The organism is Dietzia sp. oral taxon 368 (assembly GCF_002999155.1).
Classification (GTDB): Bacteria; Actinomycetota; Actinomycetes; order Mycobacteriales; family Mycobacteriaceae; genus Dietzia; species Dietzia cinnamea.
The window spans coordinates 2,997,163-3,013,918 of record NZ_CP027238.1 but is presented as its reverse complement, the minus strand read 5'-3'; the positions used below and the strand labels follow the sequence as shown (position 1 = coordinate 3,013,918).

General features: G+C 71.7%; 16 protein-coding genes. 10 read left to right on the top strand and 6 right to left on the bottom strand.

Annotated features, from left to right (window positions below):
- Window positions 1-11: 11 nt before the first annotated feature.
- On the bottom strand, window positions 12-980 hold the full coding sequence (locus C3V38_RS14055) for a quinone oxidoreductase (protein ID WP_061914839.1): 969 nt from the start codon (window positions 978-980) through the stop codon (window positions 12-14).
- 114 nt (window positions 981-1,094) lie between these two features.
- Between C3V38_RS14055 and C3V38_RS18135 the strand changes: the two genes are divergently transcribed.
- The gene (locus C3V38_RS18135) at window positions 1,095-2,384 is read left to right on the top strand and encodes a hypothetical protein (protein ID WP_254426004.1); all 1,290 of its coding nucleotides are present in this window, start codon (window positions 1,095-1,097) and stop codon (window positions 2,382-2,384) included.
- A 222-nt stretch (window positions 2,385-2,606) separates the two neighbouring features.
- Here the strand turns inward: C3V38_RS18135 and C3V38_RS14045 are convergent, their stop codons facing one another.
- From C3V38_RS14045 to mptB, 4 genes are read right to left on the bottom strand one after another with little or no spacing between them, the layout of a single operon-like run.
- Window positions 2,607-3,602 (bottom strand): heme A synthase, encoded by a 996-nt coding sequence (locus tag C3V38_RS14045; RefSeq protein WP_254426003.1) that lies wholly within the window; start codon window positions 3,600-3,602, stop codon window positions 2,607-2,609.
- 38 nt (window positions 3,603-3,640) lie between these two features.
- Entirely contained in the window at window positions 3,641-4,432 is a 792-nt protein-coding gene (locus tag C3V38_RS14040) for an ABC transporter permease (RefSeq protein ID WP_106386073.1), read from the bottom strand.
- Window positions 4,429-5,364: an ABC transporter ATP-binding protein gene (locus C3V38_RS14035; RefSeq protein WP_106386072.1), complete on the bottom strand. Its 936-nt coding sequence runs from the start codon at window positions 5,362-5,364 to the stop codon at window positions 4,429-4,431. The genes C3V38_RS14040 and C3V38_RS14035 overlap by 4 nt, the downstream gene beginning before the upstream one ends.
- 25 nt (window positions 5,365-5,389) lie before the next feature.
- Window positions 5,390-6,976 carry a polyprenol phosphomannose-dependent alpha 1,6 mannosyltransferase MptB gene (gene mptB / locus C3V38_RS14030; RefSeq protein ID WP_106386071.1) on the bottom strand — a complete coding sequence of 529 codons (1,587 nt, stop codon included), beginning with the start codon at window positions 6,974-6,976 and terminating at the stop codon, window positions 5,390-5,392.
- A 154-nt stretch (window positions 6,977-7,130) separates the two neighbouring features.
- Between mptB and C3V38_RS14025 the strand changes: the two genes are divergently transcribed.
- The 8 genes from C3V38_RS14025 to C3V38_RS13990 all read left to right on the top strand — a co-directional run bounded on the left by C3V38_RS14025 (window position 7,131) and on the right by C3V38_RS13990 (window position 14,486).
- Complete coding sequence (locus C3V38_RS14025) at window positions 7,131-7,868, top strand: metalloregulator ArsR/SmtB family transcription factor (RefSeq protein ID WP_106386070.1); 738 nt, start codon at window positions 7,131-7,133, stop codon at window positions 7,866-7,868.
- Entirely contained in the window at window positions 7,865-9,316 is a 1,452-nt protein-coding gene (gene sufB, locus C3V38_RS14020) for a Fe-S cluster assembly protein SufB (protein WP_106386069.1), read from the top strand. Before C3V38_RS14025 ends, sufB begins: the two co-directional genes overlap by 4 nt.
- A gap of 4 nt (window positions 9,317-9,320) precedes the next feature.
- The gene (gene sufD / locus C3V38_RS14015; RefSeq protein WP_106386068.1) at window positions 9,321-10,529 is read left to right on the top strand and encodes a Fe-S cluster assembly protein SufD; all 1,209 of its coding nucleotides are present in this window, start codon (window positions 9,321-9,323) and stop codon (window positions 10,527-10,529) included.
- 61 nt (window positions 10,530-10,590) lie between these two features.
- Window positions 10,591-11,361 carry a Fe-S cluster assembly ATPase SufC gene (sufC, locus tag C3V38_RS14010; RefSeq protein ID WP_106386067.1) on the top strand — a complete coding sequence of 257 codons (771 nt, stop codon included), beginning with the start codon at window positions 10,591-10,593 and terminating at the stop codon, window positions 11,359-11,361.
- A gap of 19 nt (window positions 11,362-11,380) precedes the next feature.
- Window positions 11,381-12,643 (top strand): cysteine desulfurase, encoded by a 1,263-nt coding sequence (locus tag C3V38_RS14005; RefSeq protein ID WP_106386066.1) that lies wholly within the window; start codon window positions 11,381-11,383, stop codon window positions 12,641-12,643.
- A complete protein-coding gene (gene sufU / locus C3V38_RS14000; protein ID WP_106386065.1) occupies window positions 12,640-13,092 on the top strand; it encodes a Fe-S cluster assembly sulfur transfer protein SufU in 453 nt (150 codons plus the stop codon). The genes C3V38_RS14005 and sufU overlap by 4 nt, the downstream gene beginning before the upstream one ends.
- A 6-nt stretch (window positions 13,093-13,098) precedes the next feature.
- Complete coding sequence (locus C3V38_RS13995) at window positions 13,099-13,569, top strand: metal-sulfur cluster assembly factor (RefSeq protein ID WP_106386064.1); 471 nt, start codon at window positions 13,099-13,101, stop codon at window positions 13,567-13,569.
- 131 nt (window positions 13,570-13,700) lie between these two features.
- The gene (locus tag C3V38_RS13990; RefSeq protein ID WP_254426002.1) at window positions 13,701-14,486 is read left to right on the top strand and encodes a hypothetical protein; all 786 of its coding nucleotides are present in this window, start codon (window positions 13,701-13,703) and stop codon (window positions 14,484-14,486) included.
- Here the strand turns inward: C3V38_RS13990 and C3V38_RS13985 are convergent.
- Entirely contained in the window at window positions 14,448-15,656 is a 1,209-nt protein-coding gene (locus C3V38_RS13985; protein ID WP_106386063.1) for a lycopene cyclase family protein, read from the bottom strand. The two genes, C3V38_RS13990 and C3V38_RS13985, sit on opposite strands and share 39 nt — an antisense overlap.
- A 34-nt stretch (window positions 15,657-15,690) precedes the next feature.
- Here C3V38_RS13985 and C3V38_RS13980 point away from each other — a divergent pair, with 34 nt between their 5' ends.
- Window positions 15,691-16,473: a thioesterase family protein gene (locus tag C3V38_RS13980; protein WP_106386062.1), complete on the top strand. Its 783-nt coding sequence runs from the start codon at window positions 15,691-15,693 to the stop codon at window positions 16,471-16,473.
- Window positions 16,474-16,756: the final 283 nt, after the last annotated feature.

Here is a 16,756-nt window from a genome sequence, read left to right as displayed (position 1 = left end):
CCGGGTCCCGCTCAGCGGTCGGGGTCGAGTGTCACCGAACCCGTCGTCCGCCGCTCCTGCAGGGCTCGGTGCGCTTCCGCGGCCTCTGATAGGCCGAACGTCGCCCCCACCGACAGCCGCAGTGTGCCGTCGACGACCCCTTCGAGGACCTCGCCGGCCCGGCCGCGGAACTCCTCCGTCGTCGCGATGTAGTCGGCGAGGGTCGGGCGGGTGAGGAACACCGATCCGGCCGCGTTGAGTCGCTGCGGATCAACCGGGGGCACCGGACCGCTCGCGGCGCCGAACAGCACGAGCGTGCCGCGCCGTGCGAGGACCGCCAGACTGTCGTCGAACGTGTCCCTACCCACGCCGTCGAAAACGGCGGCGACGCCCCCCTCCGCCAACTCACGCACCCTCTCCGGCGTGGCCTCCGGGTAGAGCAGCACGTGGTGCGCCCCGAGGTCGCGGCAGAGGTCGGCCTTCTCCTCGGTCGAGGTCGTCGTGATCACCCGGAAGCCGTGGGCCACCGCCAGCTGGATGAGGAGCTGTCCGACGCCGCCCGCCCCGGCGGTGATAAGCACGTGATCGCCGGCCGAGGCCCGGTGGGTGTCGGTGATCAGGTAGTGCGCGGTGAGTCCCTGCAGCAGCATCGAGGCCGCCACGTCGTCGTCGATCCCCTCCGGCACGGTGACCACCGACTCGGCGGGGGCGACGACGTACTGGGCGTAGGAAGAGGGCACCTGGCACCAGGCCACCCGGTCACCGGCGACCAGGTCGGGAGTACCCTCGCCGACCGCCTCGATCACCCCCACGCCTTCGCTACCCGGGACGAACGGCAACTCCCGCGCGTAGACGCCCTCGCGAAAGTACGTGTCGATGAAATTGACCCCGATGGCGCGGGTACGGACGAGCACCTCGCCCGGGCCGGGCGACGGCTCGTCGACCTCCACCGGTGTGAGCACCTCGGGGCCGCCGTGTCGGGAGATCTGGATCGCACGCATGGCGCCCAGTATCCGGTAGGGCGCGGCCCGGCGCAGCCGGAGCGCCGTCACCGGTTCGGGGCAACGCGGGAGTGCCGACCGATCCGCAGCGGGGGAGACGATAGGCTACGCCCCATGAGCCTGCAGATCCTTTCCCAGTACGCCGGGGGGCCGCGAGTCCGGGCCACCGGCCGGTCCGAGATCACCACGACGGGATCCGATACGGCGTCCGAACCCACAGAGTCGTCGACGGCGGCTGAGGAGACGACGGCGGTTCCCGCGGCCGCACAGGCCGAGCCGTCCGGGGCCGGCGTGGACGAGCAGGCTTCCACCGCCCAGGACACACCGGAGGCGGGGGAGCCGGCAGCAGAGGCCGGGACCCCGGAGAAGCCGACCCCGGCTCCCGCCGCAGCCAGCGGTGCGGGCGGCGGAATCTCGCTCGGCCGTCGCGCCCCGCGCGCCCCGGGGGGAGGTGCGTCGACCCTGCACGGCTCGCGCATCACGGAGCTCGGCGGCGGTTCCGCCCCGGCGTCCTCCGCGTCCGAGCCAACTCCCACCGAATCGGCGCCAGAGGCCGAGGACGCGGCGCCGGCCTCGCCGAAGCCGGCGACCGTCGCTCCCGCGTCCGGTGGCGGCCTCAAGCTCGGTGGCGGCTCCAAGGCCAAGGCCCCCGGCGGCGGTTCGGCCGCCAAGGTCGTGCTCGGGGGCGGCGCCGCGGCTGCCGCGGCGGGAGTTGCCGGCACCGCCGCGCCCGTCGCGAAGGAGAAGACCTCCGGCACCGCTTCGCCGGCCGAGAAGAAGTCCGGCGGTCTCACCCTGGGTGGCGGCTCCGGCGCGAAGGCACCGGGCGGCGGCGCGTCCGGCGGTCTGACGCTCGGCGGCGGGTCCAAGGCGAAGGCCCCCGGAGGCGGCACGTCCGGTGGCCTCACGCTCGGTGGCGGCGCGGCCGCCGCGAAGCAGACCGCGGAGCTCACCGCTGACGCGAAGGAGACCGACGCACCGTCGGCCGCCGATCGCCCGGCCGACGCCCCCGCCGCGTCGCAGCCCGCTGCTGTGCCCCCGGCGGACGAGCCGGCCGAGAAAGCCGAGAAGGCACCGGCCGAGAAGATCGAGGCCGCGCCGGTTCCCGCGGGTCCGACGCCTCCGGCCAAGACGGCCAAGTTCGTGGAGAAGTTCCTCGCCCGCCACGGCGGGTCGGCGGACGTCGTCCTCCAGCCGGTCGGTCGCCGCGGCGTCCGTATCACCCTCGTGGGTGCCGACGGCGTCCTCGGGGACACGATGGTGGACTCGCTGTCCGAGGCCGAGTCCGTCCGCGACGGCATCTCCGGCCTCAGCGGCTCGGACTGGACCCGCGAGCTCGTGTCGCGCACCGATGTCCCGGCGGGGCACTGGAAGCGCATGGCGGGATCGGGCGCTCTGGTCTGACCGCCCGGGCGCCGGACCCGCCCAAGGGCCCGGCGCAGGTGCGCGCCCCCGGGGCCTGGCGCCGGAACGCGGGAATCCGCTACTCCACCCACGGATCCGCTACCCGCACAGGGGTAGCGGATCCGGGAGAGGGGTAGCGGATTCCGGCGTTTCAGCGGGTTCGGGGCGCTGGCGCGGGCGTCGACCGGCGCCCGCCCGCTCCGACGCCCACTCCGAAACCCGTCAGCGTGCGGCGGACGCGGGGATCCGGTCGCGGATGACCCCGGCGGCCCACAGGGCGCCGGTCACGGCGGTGATCGCGCCGGCCAGTGTCACGTGCGCCACGACGAGGACCTCCGGGACGCCGAGCTGGTACTGGGTGATGCCGATGACCGCCTGCGCGGCGATGAGCCCGATGAGAATCGCACAGCGCCGGATCGCGGGCCCCTCGGTCCGCAACGCGATGAGTCCGGCGAGCAGGCCGATGAGCAGGCAGACGTAGCCGATCATCAGCTCGGCGTGGAAGTGGACGAGCCACTGGATGGGCAGCTGCAGGCGGTCGGCGGCCTCGATCCGGGCATCCCCGGCGTGGGGGCCGGCGCCGGTGACCATGGTCCCGGTCGCGAGGACGCCGGCGAGCAGGACCGCCGACAGTGCCGTGAGCCAGGCGAGCGGCCGGGGCATCACGCGCCTGGGCGGGGCGGTGTCGTCTTCTCCGATCCGGACGTACAGTACCGCCGCCACCCAGGCCAGGAGCATGGACGGCAGGAGGTGCAGCGCGACGGTCCACCACACGAGGCCGGCGAGCACGGTGATGCCTCCGATTATTGCCTGCGCGACGATGCCCAGCGGCATGGCGAGGGCGAGCATCTTCAGCTCGGTGCGTCGCCCCGCCCGGAAGACCGCCAGGATCAGGGCCGTGGCCACGGCCACCAGGACGAACGTGAGCAGTCGGTTGCCGAACTCGATCGCCTGGTGGATGGCGGGCCCGGCGCCGGGCACGGGGACGAAGCTGTCCTGGTTACAGCGTGGCCAGGTCTCGCACCCGAGTCCGGAGGCGGTCACGCGGACGGTGACGCCGGTGGTCATGATGCCGATCTGGGCGATCACGTTGGCCAGGGCGATACCCTTCTGGACCCGCAGGGACGGCATCGGCAGCCGGGAGAGCGGACCGCCGGATCCCTTCGACGCTGGCGCGGCCGGGGCTCCGGAGGTCGGGGCGTGCGATGTCGAGGTCACGGCCCCGATTCTAGGCCGCGCGCCGCCGGTCTCTGCTATCAGGTGAACGAGAAGTGACGCACGGCAAACCCGCCGCAGACGGCGGTCCACAGGGCCAGGGACAGCGCGGCCAGTGCGGGTACCCCGCCGCCGGTCGCGGTGACCAGTGCGGTGGTCAACGCGTAGGAGGGTACGACGACGAGGAGGTCGTGGACCACGGTGGGGAGATCAACCACCCCGATCGCGAGTCCGGCCCCACCGATGAGGACGAACCAGATGAGGTTGGCCAGCGCGAGGACGATCTCCGCGCGCAGGGTGCCCCCGAGGAGCAACCCCATCGAGGAGAACGCGACCGAGCCGAGGGCGACCGCCACGCCACCGAGTGCGAGTCCGGCGGGGTCGGGACGCCATCCGAGTACGGCCGCGATGGCTCCGAGGATGACGGCCTGCCCGGCCACCAGCGCCAGGGTCGCGAGCATCTTGCCCGCGATGATGACGGCCGGCGGCAGCGGGGTCCCACCCAGGCGTTTGAGTGCGCCGTAGCGCCGATCGAAGCCGACGGCGATCGCCTGCCCGGTGAACGCGGTCCCCATGACGGAGATGGTCAACACCGCGGTGATCGCGTAGTCGATCCGCGGCTCGGGCACGGCGCCGAACTCGACGGCGGTGAGGGCGAACAGGATCGCGACCGGGATGACGAGCGCGACCAACAGTTGCTCGCCGTTGCGCAGGAACAGTGCCAGTTCCATGCGGGTCTGCGCCGCGGTCATCCGGGCGACGGACGCCGGGGCGGACGGCCGGGCGAACGTGCCGGGGGCGAAGCGGTTTCCGCTTTCGGGGGCGTGGGTCATCGCAGTTCCCGTCCGGTCAGGTCGAGGAAGACCTCCTCGAGGCTCCTGGTGCGGGTGGCCAGGGAGGTGAGCTGCACGCCGGACCGCTCGAGCGCGGCGCACATCGCTGTCATGAGGGCGGGGGAGACGGGCCCGTGGACCTCGAGCACGCCGGCGGCGGTCCCCGCGGCGACGGTGTGCTCGTCGCCGAGGACGTCCGCGAGCAGGGACGGGGACACCTCGCCGTCGACGACGAGGGTGACCCCCTCGGCCGCCCCGGCGCGTTCGAGCTCCGCCGGACTGCCGGAGGCGACGCGCCGCCCGTGGTCGACGATCACCACCTCGTCGGCGAGCGACGCGGCCTCGTCCATGAGGTGGGTGGTGAGCAAGACGGCCGCGCCGTCACGACGCAGCGCGCGAACGAGGTCCCACACCGCCCGTCGTGACTGGGCGTCGAGGCCGGCGGTGGGTTCGTCGAGGAACACCAGCTCCGGCCGTCCGATCACCGCGATCGCGAGGGACAGTCGCTGCTGCTGCCCGCCGGAGAGACGGCGGTAGGGGGTCCTCACGTGGTCACTGAGGCCGAGCTCGCCCAGGAGCCAGTCCGGGTCGAGGGGGTCGGCGTAGTAGGAGGCCACAAGGCGGAGCATCTCGCCGACACGCGCGGCCGGGTAGGCGCCGCCGCCCTGCAGCATCATCCCGATGCGGCTGCGCACCCGCCGGCGGTCGGTCACCGGGTCCAGTCCCAGGACGCGGACCGTTCCGGCGTCGGGGCGCACGAACCCCTCGCAGATCTCCACGGTGGTGGTCTTACCGGCGCCGTTAGGCCCGAGCAGCGCCATCACCCGACCACGGTCGAGCCGCAGGTCCAGACCCGCGACGGCGGTGGTCGCGCCGAACCTCTTGACGAGTCCCTCGACGTGCAGTGCGGGGGAGTCCGTCGATGAGGTCACGGATGCCGATTGTAGGCCCGTCCGGCTAGCGGTACCGCAACAGCCCCGGCCACCGGAAGAGGGCGATCAGCAGGGTCGCGACGATCACCACCGTCGCCGCCCACGCCTGGACGGTGACGAACGGCGGCAGGCCCGCACCGGGGGGCAGGGTGAAGCACGCGAGCACCGCGCTGACCGCGACCACGGGTACGCGGAACTCCCACCGCGACGCCCACGCCGCGAGCGGGACGAGCGCCCACAGGATGTACCACGGGTGCACGACGGGGAAGCACAGCACGATCGCGGCCATGGAGACCCCGAGCCCGCCGACCGGGTCGATGCGGCCCGACTGCACCGCGAAGAGCATGCGCACGGTGAAGGCGCCGGCCACGACCAGGGCCGCGGTCTGGACCATGACGAGGATCTGGGCGGTGTGGTCGCCCAGCCCGAGGTACTGACCGATCCCGCCGACCAGCACACCGAGGGCGGTCGGCGGGGAGAGCCAGCTCCGCAACGAGGTGGCGGCGCCGAGCTTGGTGACCCAGCCGAGGCCCGACGAGGTGGCGACCATGGCCACACCGGTCGTGACGCCCGAGATCAGGACCATCACGGCCGTCGCCCGGATCGTGGCCCGCCAGTCGCCGCCCCATCGGCGGGCGAGTGCCATGCCGACGAAGCCCAGGGCGACGATGGTCGGCAGCTTGACCAGGGCCGAACCGGTGATCAGGACGGTTCCCAGGACGAAGAGCGGGATCGCGCCGCGCCCGCGGCCCGCGTGGTCGACGGCCCGGAGGGCCAGTACCAGGCCCACGGCCAGGAGGCCCATCATCAGGGACTCGGAGTGGATGCCGGAGACCAGGTGGAACAGCACGAGAGGGTTGGCGACCGCCAGCCACAGCGCCGCCACGTCCGACACGCCGCAGTACTCGGCCAGCCGCGGCACCGCCCAGCCCAGCATGAGGATGCCGAGCACGGCCACGACGCGGTGCAGGACGGTCCCCGCCACCACGTCGTCGCCCGTGAGCCCGTGGATGGCCTTCTGCACGCCCAGGAAGAGCGGGCCGTACTGGTTGGGGGTGTCCCGCCATATGTCGGGGACGTTGATCGTGAGCGCGTGTCCGGCCCCGAGCGCCGAGACCGGTCCGCGCTCGTAGGGGTCGTCCAGTGCGTTGCCGATGGCGCCCTGGGCGAGGTAGCTGTACACGTCCTTGCTGAACATCGGGGGAGCGAGCGCCAGCGGGAGCGCCCACGAGGCGATCACCCTGTCGAGCGTCGCCCGGTCGATCCGCCCGCTCATCCGGCCCCGGCGATCGCGCCCCAGCACGTACGGGGCGAGGAGCAGCCAGCAGAGCGTCACCACGACCATCCCGGCCATGACCACCGTCATCGACGACTGCTGGAGGCGGAGCCAGAGCCCGAACAGGCGCTCACCGGCGATCGGGTTCTGCAGCACCGGCAGCGCGCCCGCGCCGAGCGCGCCGACCGCCATCGCGACGGACGCCGTGGTGCCGATACGCCGGATGCGCCACAGTCGTGCCATCTCCGCAGACGGCGGGGAGCCCGTGAAGCGCTCCTGCGTGTGCAGCCGGGAGGTGACCGAGCCGGCACCACGCACCGGGACGTCGCGTCGCATGGTCTCGTCCCTCCTCCACCTCCGCCGTCAGCATGTCCGGCCCCCGCGGGGCGCGCCCGGGGGTGGGGGAATATTTCCGAAACGAAAGTGTTGCGTAATATCAGGAGGTGCGCCCCGCCCGGGCGCACAGAGCATATCCGGAAGGGAGTGGCGTATGAGCGTGCAGCACGCGGTAGACAGCAGTACGCGCCCCGACACCCGCTCGACGATCCGGGAACTCCTACTGGAACGCGGAGCACTCACCGCGGCCGACATCGGACGGGAACTGGGGCTCACCGCCGCCGGTGTCCGACGCCACCTGGACCACCTGGTCGAGGCCGGCGAGGTCGAGGCCACCCGCACGCGGCCGGCGGGCACCCGCGGACGCCCGGCCCGGGCGTTCCAGGTCACGGCCACCGGTCGGAACACCGCCCGCCACGGGTACGATCACCTGGCGGTCGAGGCGCTGACGGCCCTGCGGCGCATCGGCGGATCGGCCGCGGTCACGGAGTTCGCCCGTGAGCGGGTGCGCTCGGTGATCGGACACGTCCGGCCGGCCGAGGGTCCCCATGACGTCGAGCGCGCGGCGACCGACATCGCCGTGGCCCTGTCCGAGGCGGGGTACGCGTCGTCCGTAGAGGACGCCGGCAGGGGGTTGCAGATCTGCCAGCACCACTGCCCGGTGTGGAACGTCGCCTCCCGGTTCCCCGAACTCTGCGAGGCCGAGCAGGAGGTGGTGTCCGAAATCGTGGGCACCCACGTCCAGCGACTCGCGACCATCGCGGGCGGCAACTGCGCCTGCACCACAAACATCCCGACCGGGACCGTGACCGCGGAGGATCTCGCGGCCACGATCCCCGCACCGGCCGGCGCATCCGCGTCGGCACCGACCGCCGAAAGGACAGTGCGATGACCATCACCCCCGATCAGGTGACGGCCGACGTCACCGAGCCGACCACCGATGAGGAGCGGATCGCCTCCATCGGCCAGTACAACTACGGCTGGCACGACTCGGACGATGCCGGTGCCGCCGCGCAGCGAGGCCTGTCCGAGGCGGTCGTGCGCGACATCTCCGCCAAGAAGAACGAGTCCGAGTGGATGCTCGACAAGCGTCTCAAGGCTCTGAAGATCTTCGACAAGAAGCCGATGCCCAAGTGGGGCTCGGACCTGTCCGGGATCGACTTCGACAACATCAAGTACTTCGTGCGGTCCACGGAGAAGCAGGCCACCAGCTGGGAGGATCTGCCCGAGGACATCAAGAACACCTACGACAAGCTCGGCATCCCCGAGGCCGAGAAGCAGCGGCTCGTGGCCGGCGTGGCCGCGCAGTACGAGTCCGAGGTGGTCTACCACCAGATCCGGGAGGACCTGGAGAGCCAGGGTGTCATCTTCATGGACACCGACACCGCGCTCAAGGAGCACCCGGAGTTCTTCGAGGAGTACTTCGGCTCGGTCATCCCGTCCGGGGACAACAAGTTCTCCGCCCTGAACACGGCGGTGTGGTCCGGCGGCTCGTTCATCTACGTCCCCAAGGGCGTTCACGTGGACATCCCGCTGCAGGCCTACTTCCGCATCAACACGGAGAACATGGGGCAGTTCGAGCGGACGCTGATCATCGTCGACGAGGACGCCTACGTCCATTACGTCGAGGGCTGCACGGCGCCGATCTACAAGTCGGACTCCCTGCACTCCGCGGTGGTCGAGATCATCGTCAAGAAGGGCGGCCGCTGCCGCTACACGACCATCCAGAACTGGTCGAACAACGTCTACAACCTCGTGACCAAGCGCGCCCGCGCCGAAGAGGGCGCGACCATGGAGTGGATCGACGGCAACATCGGTTCCAAGGTGACCATGAAGTACCCGGCCGTGTGGCTGACCGGTGAGCACGCCAAGGGCGAGGTGCTCTCTGTGGCGTTCGCCGGCGAGGGCCAGCACCAGGACACCGGCTCCAAGATGCTGCACCTGGCGCCCAACACCTCGTCGAACATCGTCTCCAAGTCGGTGGCGCGTGGCGGCGGACGCTCGGCGTACCGCGGGCTGATCCAGATCAACCCCGGTGCCAAGGGCTCCAAGTCGAACGTCGAGTGTGACGCGCTGCTGGTGGACAACATCAGCCGGTCGGACACCTACCCCTACATCGACATCCGCGAGGACGACGTCACGCTGGGGCACGAGGCCACGGTCTCCAAGGTGAGCCAGGACCAGCTGTTCTACCTCATGAGCCGCGGCCTGGCCGAGGACGAGGCGATGGCCATGATCGTGCGCGGATTCGTGGAGCCGATCGCCAAGGAGCTCCCGATGGAGTACGCGCTCGAGCTCAACCGCCTGATCGAACTGCAGATGGAAGGATCGGTGGGCTGACCCCATGACCGACACGACCACCCCCGACGCCGGGTCCGCCCCGGCCCCCCTCACGGACCGCTACGGCGTCCCCGTCGACGCGACGAAGGGCGACCAGTTCACCTCGTACGACGTGGGCGCGTTCGAGGTCCCCAGCCACAAGGACGAGATCTGGCGGTTCACCCCGCTGCGTCGTCTGCGCGGGATCCACGACGGTTCGAACGTCACCGCGAGCGGTCGCCTGCTGGCGTCGGTCGCCGAGCGCGACGGCCTCACGGTGGAGACCGTCGCCATGGACGACAAGCGCGTCGGCGAGGCCGGAGCGCCCCGCGACCGCGTGGCCGCGCAGGCCTACAGCTCGTCCACCGAGGCCACGGTCATCACCGTCGCCAAGGAGGTCGTCCTCGACGAGCCCGTGTACGTCACGGTCGACGGGCCGGGCGAGGGCGAGCTGGCCTACGGCCACACCCAGGTCCGCCTCGAGCCGTTCGCCAACGCGACCTTCGTCGTGGACCAGCGGGGCGGCGGCACCATCGCCGAGAACGTCGAGTTCATCGTGGGTGACTCCGCGCACCTCGAGGTCGTCCTCATCCAGGACTGGGACGACGACGCCCTGCACCTGGCCGGTCACCACCTGCAGGTCGGTCGCGACGCGACGCTGACGTACACCACGGTGACGTTCGGCGGCGAGGTCGTGCGGGTCTCACCGTTCGCGCGCTTCACCGCTCCCGGCGGAACGGTCACGCTGAACGGCCTGTACTACGCGGATGACGGTCAGCACCTCGAGCACCGCCTGCTCGTGGACCACTCGGTCCCCAACTGCACCTCCCGCATCCTGTACAAGGGCGCGCTGCAGGGCGACGCCTCGTCGAACCTCCCGGACGCGCACACCGTCTGGATCGGCGACGTCCTCATCCGCGCGGCGGCCGTGGGCACCGACACCTACGAGATGAACCGCAACCTCGTGCTCACCGACGGCGCCCGCGCCGACTCGGTGCCGAACCTCGAGATCGAGACCGGCGAGATCGCCGGGGCCGGCCACGCCAGCGCCGTCGGCCGGTTCGACGAGGAGCACCTGTTCTACCTCATGTCGCGGGGCATCGCCGAGGACGTAGCGCGACGCCTCGTCGTCCGTGGGTTCTTCGGCGAGGTGATCAACCGCATCGGCGTGCCCGAGGTACGCGAGCGGATCACCGAGGCCGTCGAGCTGGAGCTGCAGTCCTCCGGCATCTGACCGACCCCGCCCGCCCCCGACCGACCCCCGAAGACTTCTCTCACAGATTGCGAGCACATCAATGACCACTCTCGAGATCAAGGGCCTGACGGCCCGCGTCGCCGCGACCGAGGACTCACCCGAGACCGTCGAGATCCTCAAGGGCGTCGACCTCACCATCGAGTCGGGCCAGACCCACGCCATCATGGGCCCCAACGGCTCCGGCAAGTCGACCCTGGCCTACGTCATCGCCGGCCACCCCAAGTACGAGGTCACCGGCGGCACCGTGACACTGGACGGCGAGGACGTGCTGTCCATGGAGGTCGACGAGCGGGCCCGCGCCGGCCTGTTCCTGGCCATGCAGTACCCCACCGAGATCCCCGGCGTCTCCACCGCCAACTTCCTGCGCACCGCGGCCACCGCCGTGCGCGGTGAGGCCCCCAAGCTGCGCCACTGGGTCAAGGAGGTCAAGGAGGCCATGGCCGACCTCGACTTCGACCCCGCGTTCTCCGAGCGCAGCGTCAACGAGGGCTTCTCGGGCGGCGAGAAGAAACGCCACGAGATCCTCCAGCTCGACCTGCTCAAGCCGAAGATCGCCGTGCTCGACGAGACCGACTCCGGCCTCGACGTGGACGCGCTGCGTGTGGTCTCCGAGGGTGTCAACCGCTACAAGGCGGAGGAGAACGGCGGCATCCTGCTCATCACGCACTACACCCGGATCCTCCAGTACATCAAGCCCGACAACGTCCACGTGTTCGTCGACGGCCGCATCGCCGCCTCCGGTGGCGCCGAGCTGGCCGACGAGCTCGAGGCCAACGGGTACGAGAAGTACCTGTCGCCGGCCACCGCCTGATCGGAACAGCTGGGAGAACATGACCTCGACCCTCGACCTGACAGCAGTCCGCGCGGATTTCCCGATCCTCCAGCGGACGGTCCGTGACGGAAAGCCCCTGGTCTATCTGGACTCCGGGGCGACGTCGCAGCGCCCGACGCCGGTGCTCGACGCTGAGCGGGACTTCCTCGTGCACTCCAACGCCGCGGTCCACCGTGGTGCGCACCAGCTCGCGGAGGAGGCCACGGACGCCTACGAGGGCGCCCGCGCGGACATCGCGCGGTTCGTCGGGGCCGACGTGGACGAGCTGGTCTTCACCAAGAACGCCACCGAGGGACTCAACCTCGTGGCGTTCGCCCTGGGGGACCAGCGGTTCGGCGCGCACGCCGTCGGCCCCGGCGACGAGGTCGTCATCAGCGAGCTCGAGCATCACGCGAACCTGGTGCCGTGGCAGGAACTGTGCCGGCGCACCGGCGCGACCCTGCGCTGGTACGGCGTGACCGACGACGGCCGGATCGACCTCGACTCGCTCGAGCTCACCGACGCCGTCAAGGTCGTCGCCGTGACGCACCAGTCCAACGTGACGGGCGCGGTCACCGACGTGGCCCGTGTTGTCGACGCGGCCCGCGCGGTCGGCGCGCTGGTCGTGCTGGACGCCTGCCAGTCGGTGCCGCACATGGCGGTGGACTTCCACGAGCTGGGCGTCGACTTCGCCGCCTTCTCCGGCCACAAGATGCTCGGCCCCACCGGGATCGGCGTCCTCTACGGCCGTCGGGAGCTGCTGCACGCGATGCCGCCCGTGCTCACGGGCGGGTCGATGATCTCCACCGTGACGATGGAGGAGTCGACGTACGCCGAGCCGCCGCAGCGGTTCGAGGCGGGCGTGCCGATGGTCTCGCAGGCCGTCGGCCTGGCCGCCGCGGTGCGCTACCTCGAGGCGATCGGGATGGAGACCATCGCCCGCCACGAGGAGGCACTCACCGTGGCCGCGCTCGAGGCCCTGCGGGAGATCCCGGGGATCCGGATCGTCGGTCCGACCGACATGGTCTCCCGGGGCGGCGCCGTCTCGTTCGTCGTGGACGGCATCCACGCCCACGACGTGAGCCAGGTGCTCGACGACGACGGCGTGGCCGTCCGCGTGGGCCACCACTGCGCGTGGCCGCTGCACCGGCGCCTCGGTGTCCAGTCCACCGTGCGGGCGTCGTTCGCGCTGTACAACACCCTCGACGAGGTCGAGGCCCTGGCCCGGTCCCTGCGCCGAGCCCGGGAGTTCTTCGGAGTCGACGGGGGTGGGCTGAAGTGAAGCTCGAGCAGATGTACCAGGAGGTCATTCTCGACCACTACCGCCACCCGCACCACAGCGGGCTGCGGGAGCCCTTCGGCGCTGAGGTGCACCACGTCAACCCGACGTGTGGCGACGAGTTGACCCTGCGGTTGCGCTTGTCGGATGACCTGACCACCGTGGAGGACGTGTCCTACGACGCACAGGGCTGCTCCATCAGCCAGGCCTCCACCTCGATGATGGCCGACCTCCTGGTCGGCCGTCGGGTGGAGGAGTCGCTCGAGGTCGTCGACGCCTTCCAGGCGATGATCTCCTCCCGCGGCCAGGACGAGGGCGACGAGGAGGTCCTCGACGACGCCGTGGCCCTGGCCGGGGTGTCGCGGTACCCCGCGCGGGTCAAGTGCGCCCTGCTGGGCTGGATGGCGTTCAAGGACGCCCTCGGCCGACAGACCGAACACCATCAGGAGTGATGTGACATGACCGAGCAGATGACACCTGCCAACGATCCCGCGGTCGACGACCCCACGTCGGCCGCCGAGAACGACACGCCCGCGGGGACCGCCTACAACGGCGAGTTCCGCCCCGACCCCAACCGGCCGGAGCAGTCCGAGGAGGACCTCGCGCTGGTCGCCGATCTCGAGGAGGCCATGCGCGACGTGGTCGACCCCGAGCTGGGCATCAACGTCGTCGACCTGGGTCTGGTCTACGACATCTGGGTCCGCCCCGGCGAGACCGAGGGATCGACCATCGCGCGCGTCGACATGACCCTGACGTCGGCGGCCTGCCCGCTCACCGACGTGATCGAGGACCAGGCCCGCTCCGCGACCATCGGGGCCGACCTCGTCAACGAACTCGAGCTCAACTGGGTCTGGATGCCGCCGTGGGGCCCCCAGATGATCACCGACGAGGGCCGCGAGCAGCTGAGGGCCATCGGCTTCACCGTGTAGCCCTCCTCGCGGCGCCGCCGCCGCGATCCGCGTGCCCGCTAGAGCGCCCGCCCCGTTCCGGACGGGGCGGGCGTCTCCGCGTCGTCGCCGGCGATTACGGTTCCGTTCGGCCGACATTTACGCTGGGGGACATGTCCGCATCCGCTGATCACATTGTTGGCGACCGGCCTGAGGCCGAGAGTGGGGGCGGGCGTGTCATCGAAGGAACCCGCCTCACCCGGGCGACGGCGTGGCTGGTGTTCCCCCCGTCGCTTCTGCTAGCCCCGCTGTCGGGTTTCCTGCTCTACATGGTGCACGCCACCGGCAGCGATCAGCCGTGGCACGTCTGGAACCTGCTGTGGACCGCCTTCGACATCGGTGCCGAGGGCAACGCGGCCGTGTGGTTCGCCTCGGCGGTCTGGCTCCTCGTGGGCGCCTTCGCGGCCCTCGCCGCCGTCACCACCGCCCGTTTCCGCTCGTCGTGGTGGCTCTTCTCCGCGGTCGCCGTGACCGCCTCCGTGGACGAGGCGGGCGCCCTCCACGAGCGGCTCTTCGTGGTGGGGGACCGGCTGGCCCCGTACCTGCCGTTCGACACCTACTACAACTGGGTGATCCCCGGCGCCGTGATCGCCCTGATCGTGGGCGGTCTGCTCATCAGGCTGGTCCTCGCTCTCCACCGCCGCGTCGCCGTCTCGTTGATCGCGGCGGCCGTGGTCTTCCTGTCCGGCTCGCTCGTGATCGAGAGCCTCACCGGGCTCGTCGACCGCGAGATCGGCGCGTCGTCGACTCTCTACCTCACACTGATGTACATCGAGGAGACGTTCGAGCTCCTCGGCGTTGCGGGGGCCGCGGTCGCGCTGTCGTCGATGTTCCGCGTCGCTCGCCGCCCGGGCGGCCTGTTACTCACGTTCGACGGGTTTCGATCGCGCGACGCCTGACAGCGCCGCGGGACCGCGGGCAGAGCGCCGCAGGACCGCGGCCACCATCCCGGCCTTGTCGCGCACGGGCATGGTCAGCCACATCCCCCACATCGCGGCGGCCACCTGGTACGACGGGCTCGCCGCGTCGAGGAACCACCGCTGGCGCCGGCCGTCGAGGCGCCCGAACGCCGCGAACAGCGCCCGGAGGGTCCGGTCGTCCGCACGGAGCAGCGCCCGCAGGCCAACACCGTGAAGGGTCGTGCTCAGGGGGGACCGCGGCGCGGGAAGCGGGTGGCCGGCCCCGAGCGCGAGGACGGCCGCGGGGACGGCCGCGAGCATCGCGGCCACCGAATACCCCGTCGCCGCGTGCCCGTGGCCGCCGGCGGTGCCGAACGCCTCGACCAGCGGATCCGCGACCCCGCCCGGCCGCGGCAGCAGCGGGATGCGCACCCGCTCGACCGACAGCGGTTCATCGATCGCCGCGCTGGGCACCCCCCGGCCCGCCAGGCGTGAGCGCAGCCTGCTCGCCAGGACGGCGGGATCCGGGGCGGGCAGCCCCGCCAGACACGTCTCCTCGAGCAGAACCCGGTCCGGCGACACGGGGATGGCGTACAGGAAGCTGGGGCCGATCTCGTCGTCGTCGTTCCCGTCACGCGCGTAGTCGGTGCGCCAGTCCATGAACAGGGCCGCCTCCCCACCCAGCGCGGGGGCGGCATCGGCGGCGTCCAGCACGATGCCGTAGGCCGTCTGCAGCGGGCCCGGGTTGAGCCGCCCCCCGGCGCCGCGACAGTCCACCACGCGGTGCGCGCGGGCGGTCAGGGCGCGCAGGCCCGCGTCGTCGACCGCCTCCCGCTCCACGGTGACCCCCGCGCCGAGCGGCAGGGCGCGCCGCAGTGCGTCGTTGTCCAGCACCGCGTACTCGCGGTGGAGCACAGCGCGCCCGGGCGCGTAGAGGGCGGGGGAGGAGACCCTGTGCGCGAGCACGTCGATCCCGCACGCCTCCGGCCGCAGCCACGGCGGCACCTGGTCGGCCCACACCGACAGGGTCTGGCGCCACGGCGCGTCTGGCCGCGGATCGAGCGCGAGGACCGTGAGACCGGCCGCGGCGCACCGGGAGGCGAGCGCGCGGCCGGCGGGGCCGAGCCCGACGACGGCGACGTCGAACAACTCGTCACCCGTAGCATTCATACGAACTGACACTACCGTCGCGTGAGAGGAACCCATGTCCGGCGCGTTCTACCAGCAGATGGACCACGGTCGCTTCGAGTCGACCGCGCTCACCGCGGGCCCGTGGTCCGCCGAATCGCAGCACGCCGGGCCGCCGAGTGCGCTGCTGGTGAGGGCGATGGAGAGGTTCGAGGCGGACCCGACGCTGCGGCTGGCGCGGGTCTCGGTGGACGTGCTGGGGCCCGTTCCCATCGCGCCGCTCGACATCGAGGTCCGCACCGTGCGCCCGGGTCGCAGCGTCGAACTGCTCGAGGCCAGCGCCTCCGTGGCCGGTCGGCCCGCGCTCGTCGCCCGCGGGTGGCGCATGCGCCGCACACCCGACGACTTCCCGTCGGTCGGGACCCACGACGGGCCGCCCGTGCCCGCCACGCGCGAACGCGGACCGATGATGAGCTTCGCCCACGCCGACGGCTACCTGTCCGTGGTGGACTTCGCCTTCGTCTCCGGCGGCGGCGACGAGCTCGGGCCCGCGCGGGCCTGGGGGCGTGCGCGCGTCGACCTCGTGGAGGGGGAGCGGATGACCGGCTGGCAGCACACCGTGGTAGTGGCCGATTCCGCCAGCGGGGTGTCCCTGGCCAGCGACCCGCTGAGTCACCCGGCGGTCAACTGCGACCTCGTGGTCTCGCTGCACCGCGACCCCGAACCCGGCTGGGTGCACCTGGACAGCGAGACCGTCGGCGGGCCCGGGCAGGGAGTGCTCACCGACACGCTGATCTCGGACGATCGCGGGCGGCTCGGTCGCTGTGTGCAAAACCTCTACGGGCGACGCGCGGGCTGACGGCGGGGCGGCCGGCGGGCTGGGCAGGCGGGACAGGCGGGCCGGGCCGGCGCGGGCCGACGGGCACTGTGGCGGCGACCCGCCGGCCGGTCGGCGGGTTTGCTGGCCGGCGGGTCGGCCGAGTCTTCGCAGCCGCCCCTCACGATGGCGTCTGGCCTGCCCCGATGCGCAGGCGAGACGCCATCGTGAGGGGCGAGGAGGGCTGTCATGGACATCTGCAGAAGCGAGACGCCAGGCACAGTAGCGGCTGTGCGGGCGCGTGACGGGGTCGCGCGGGGCGGAA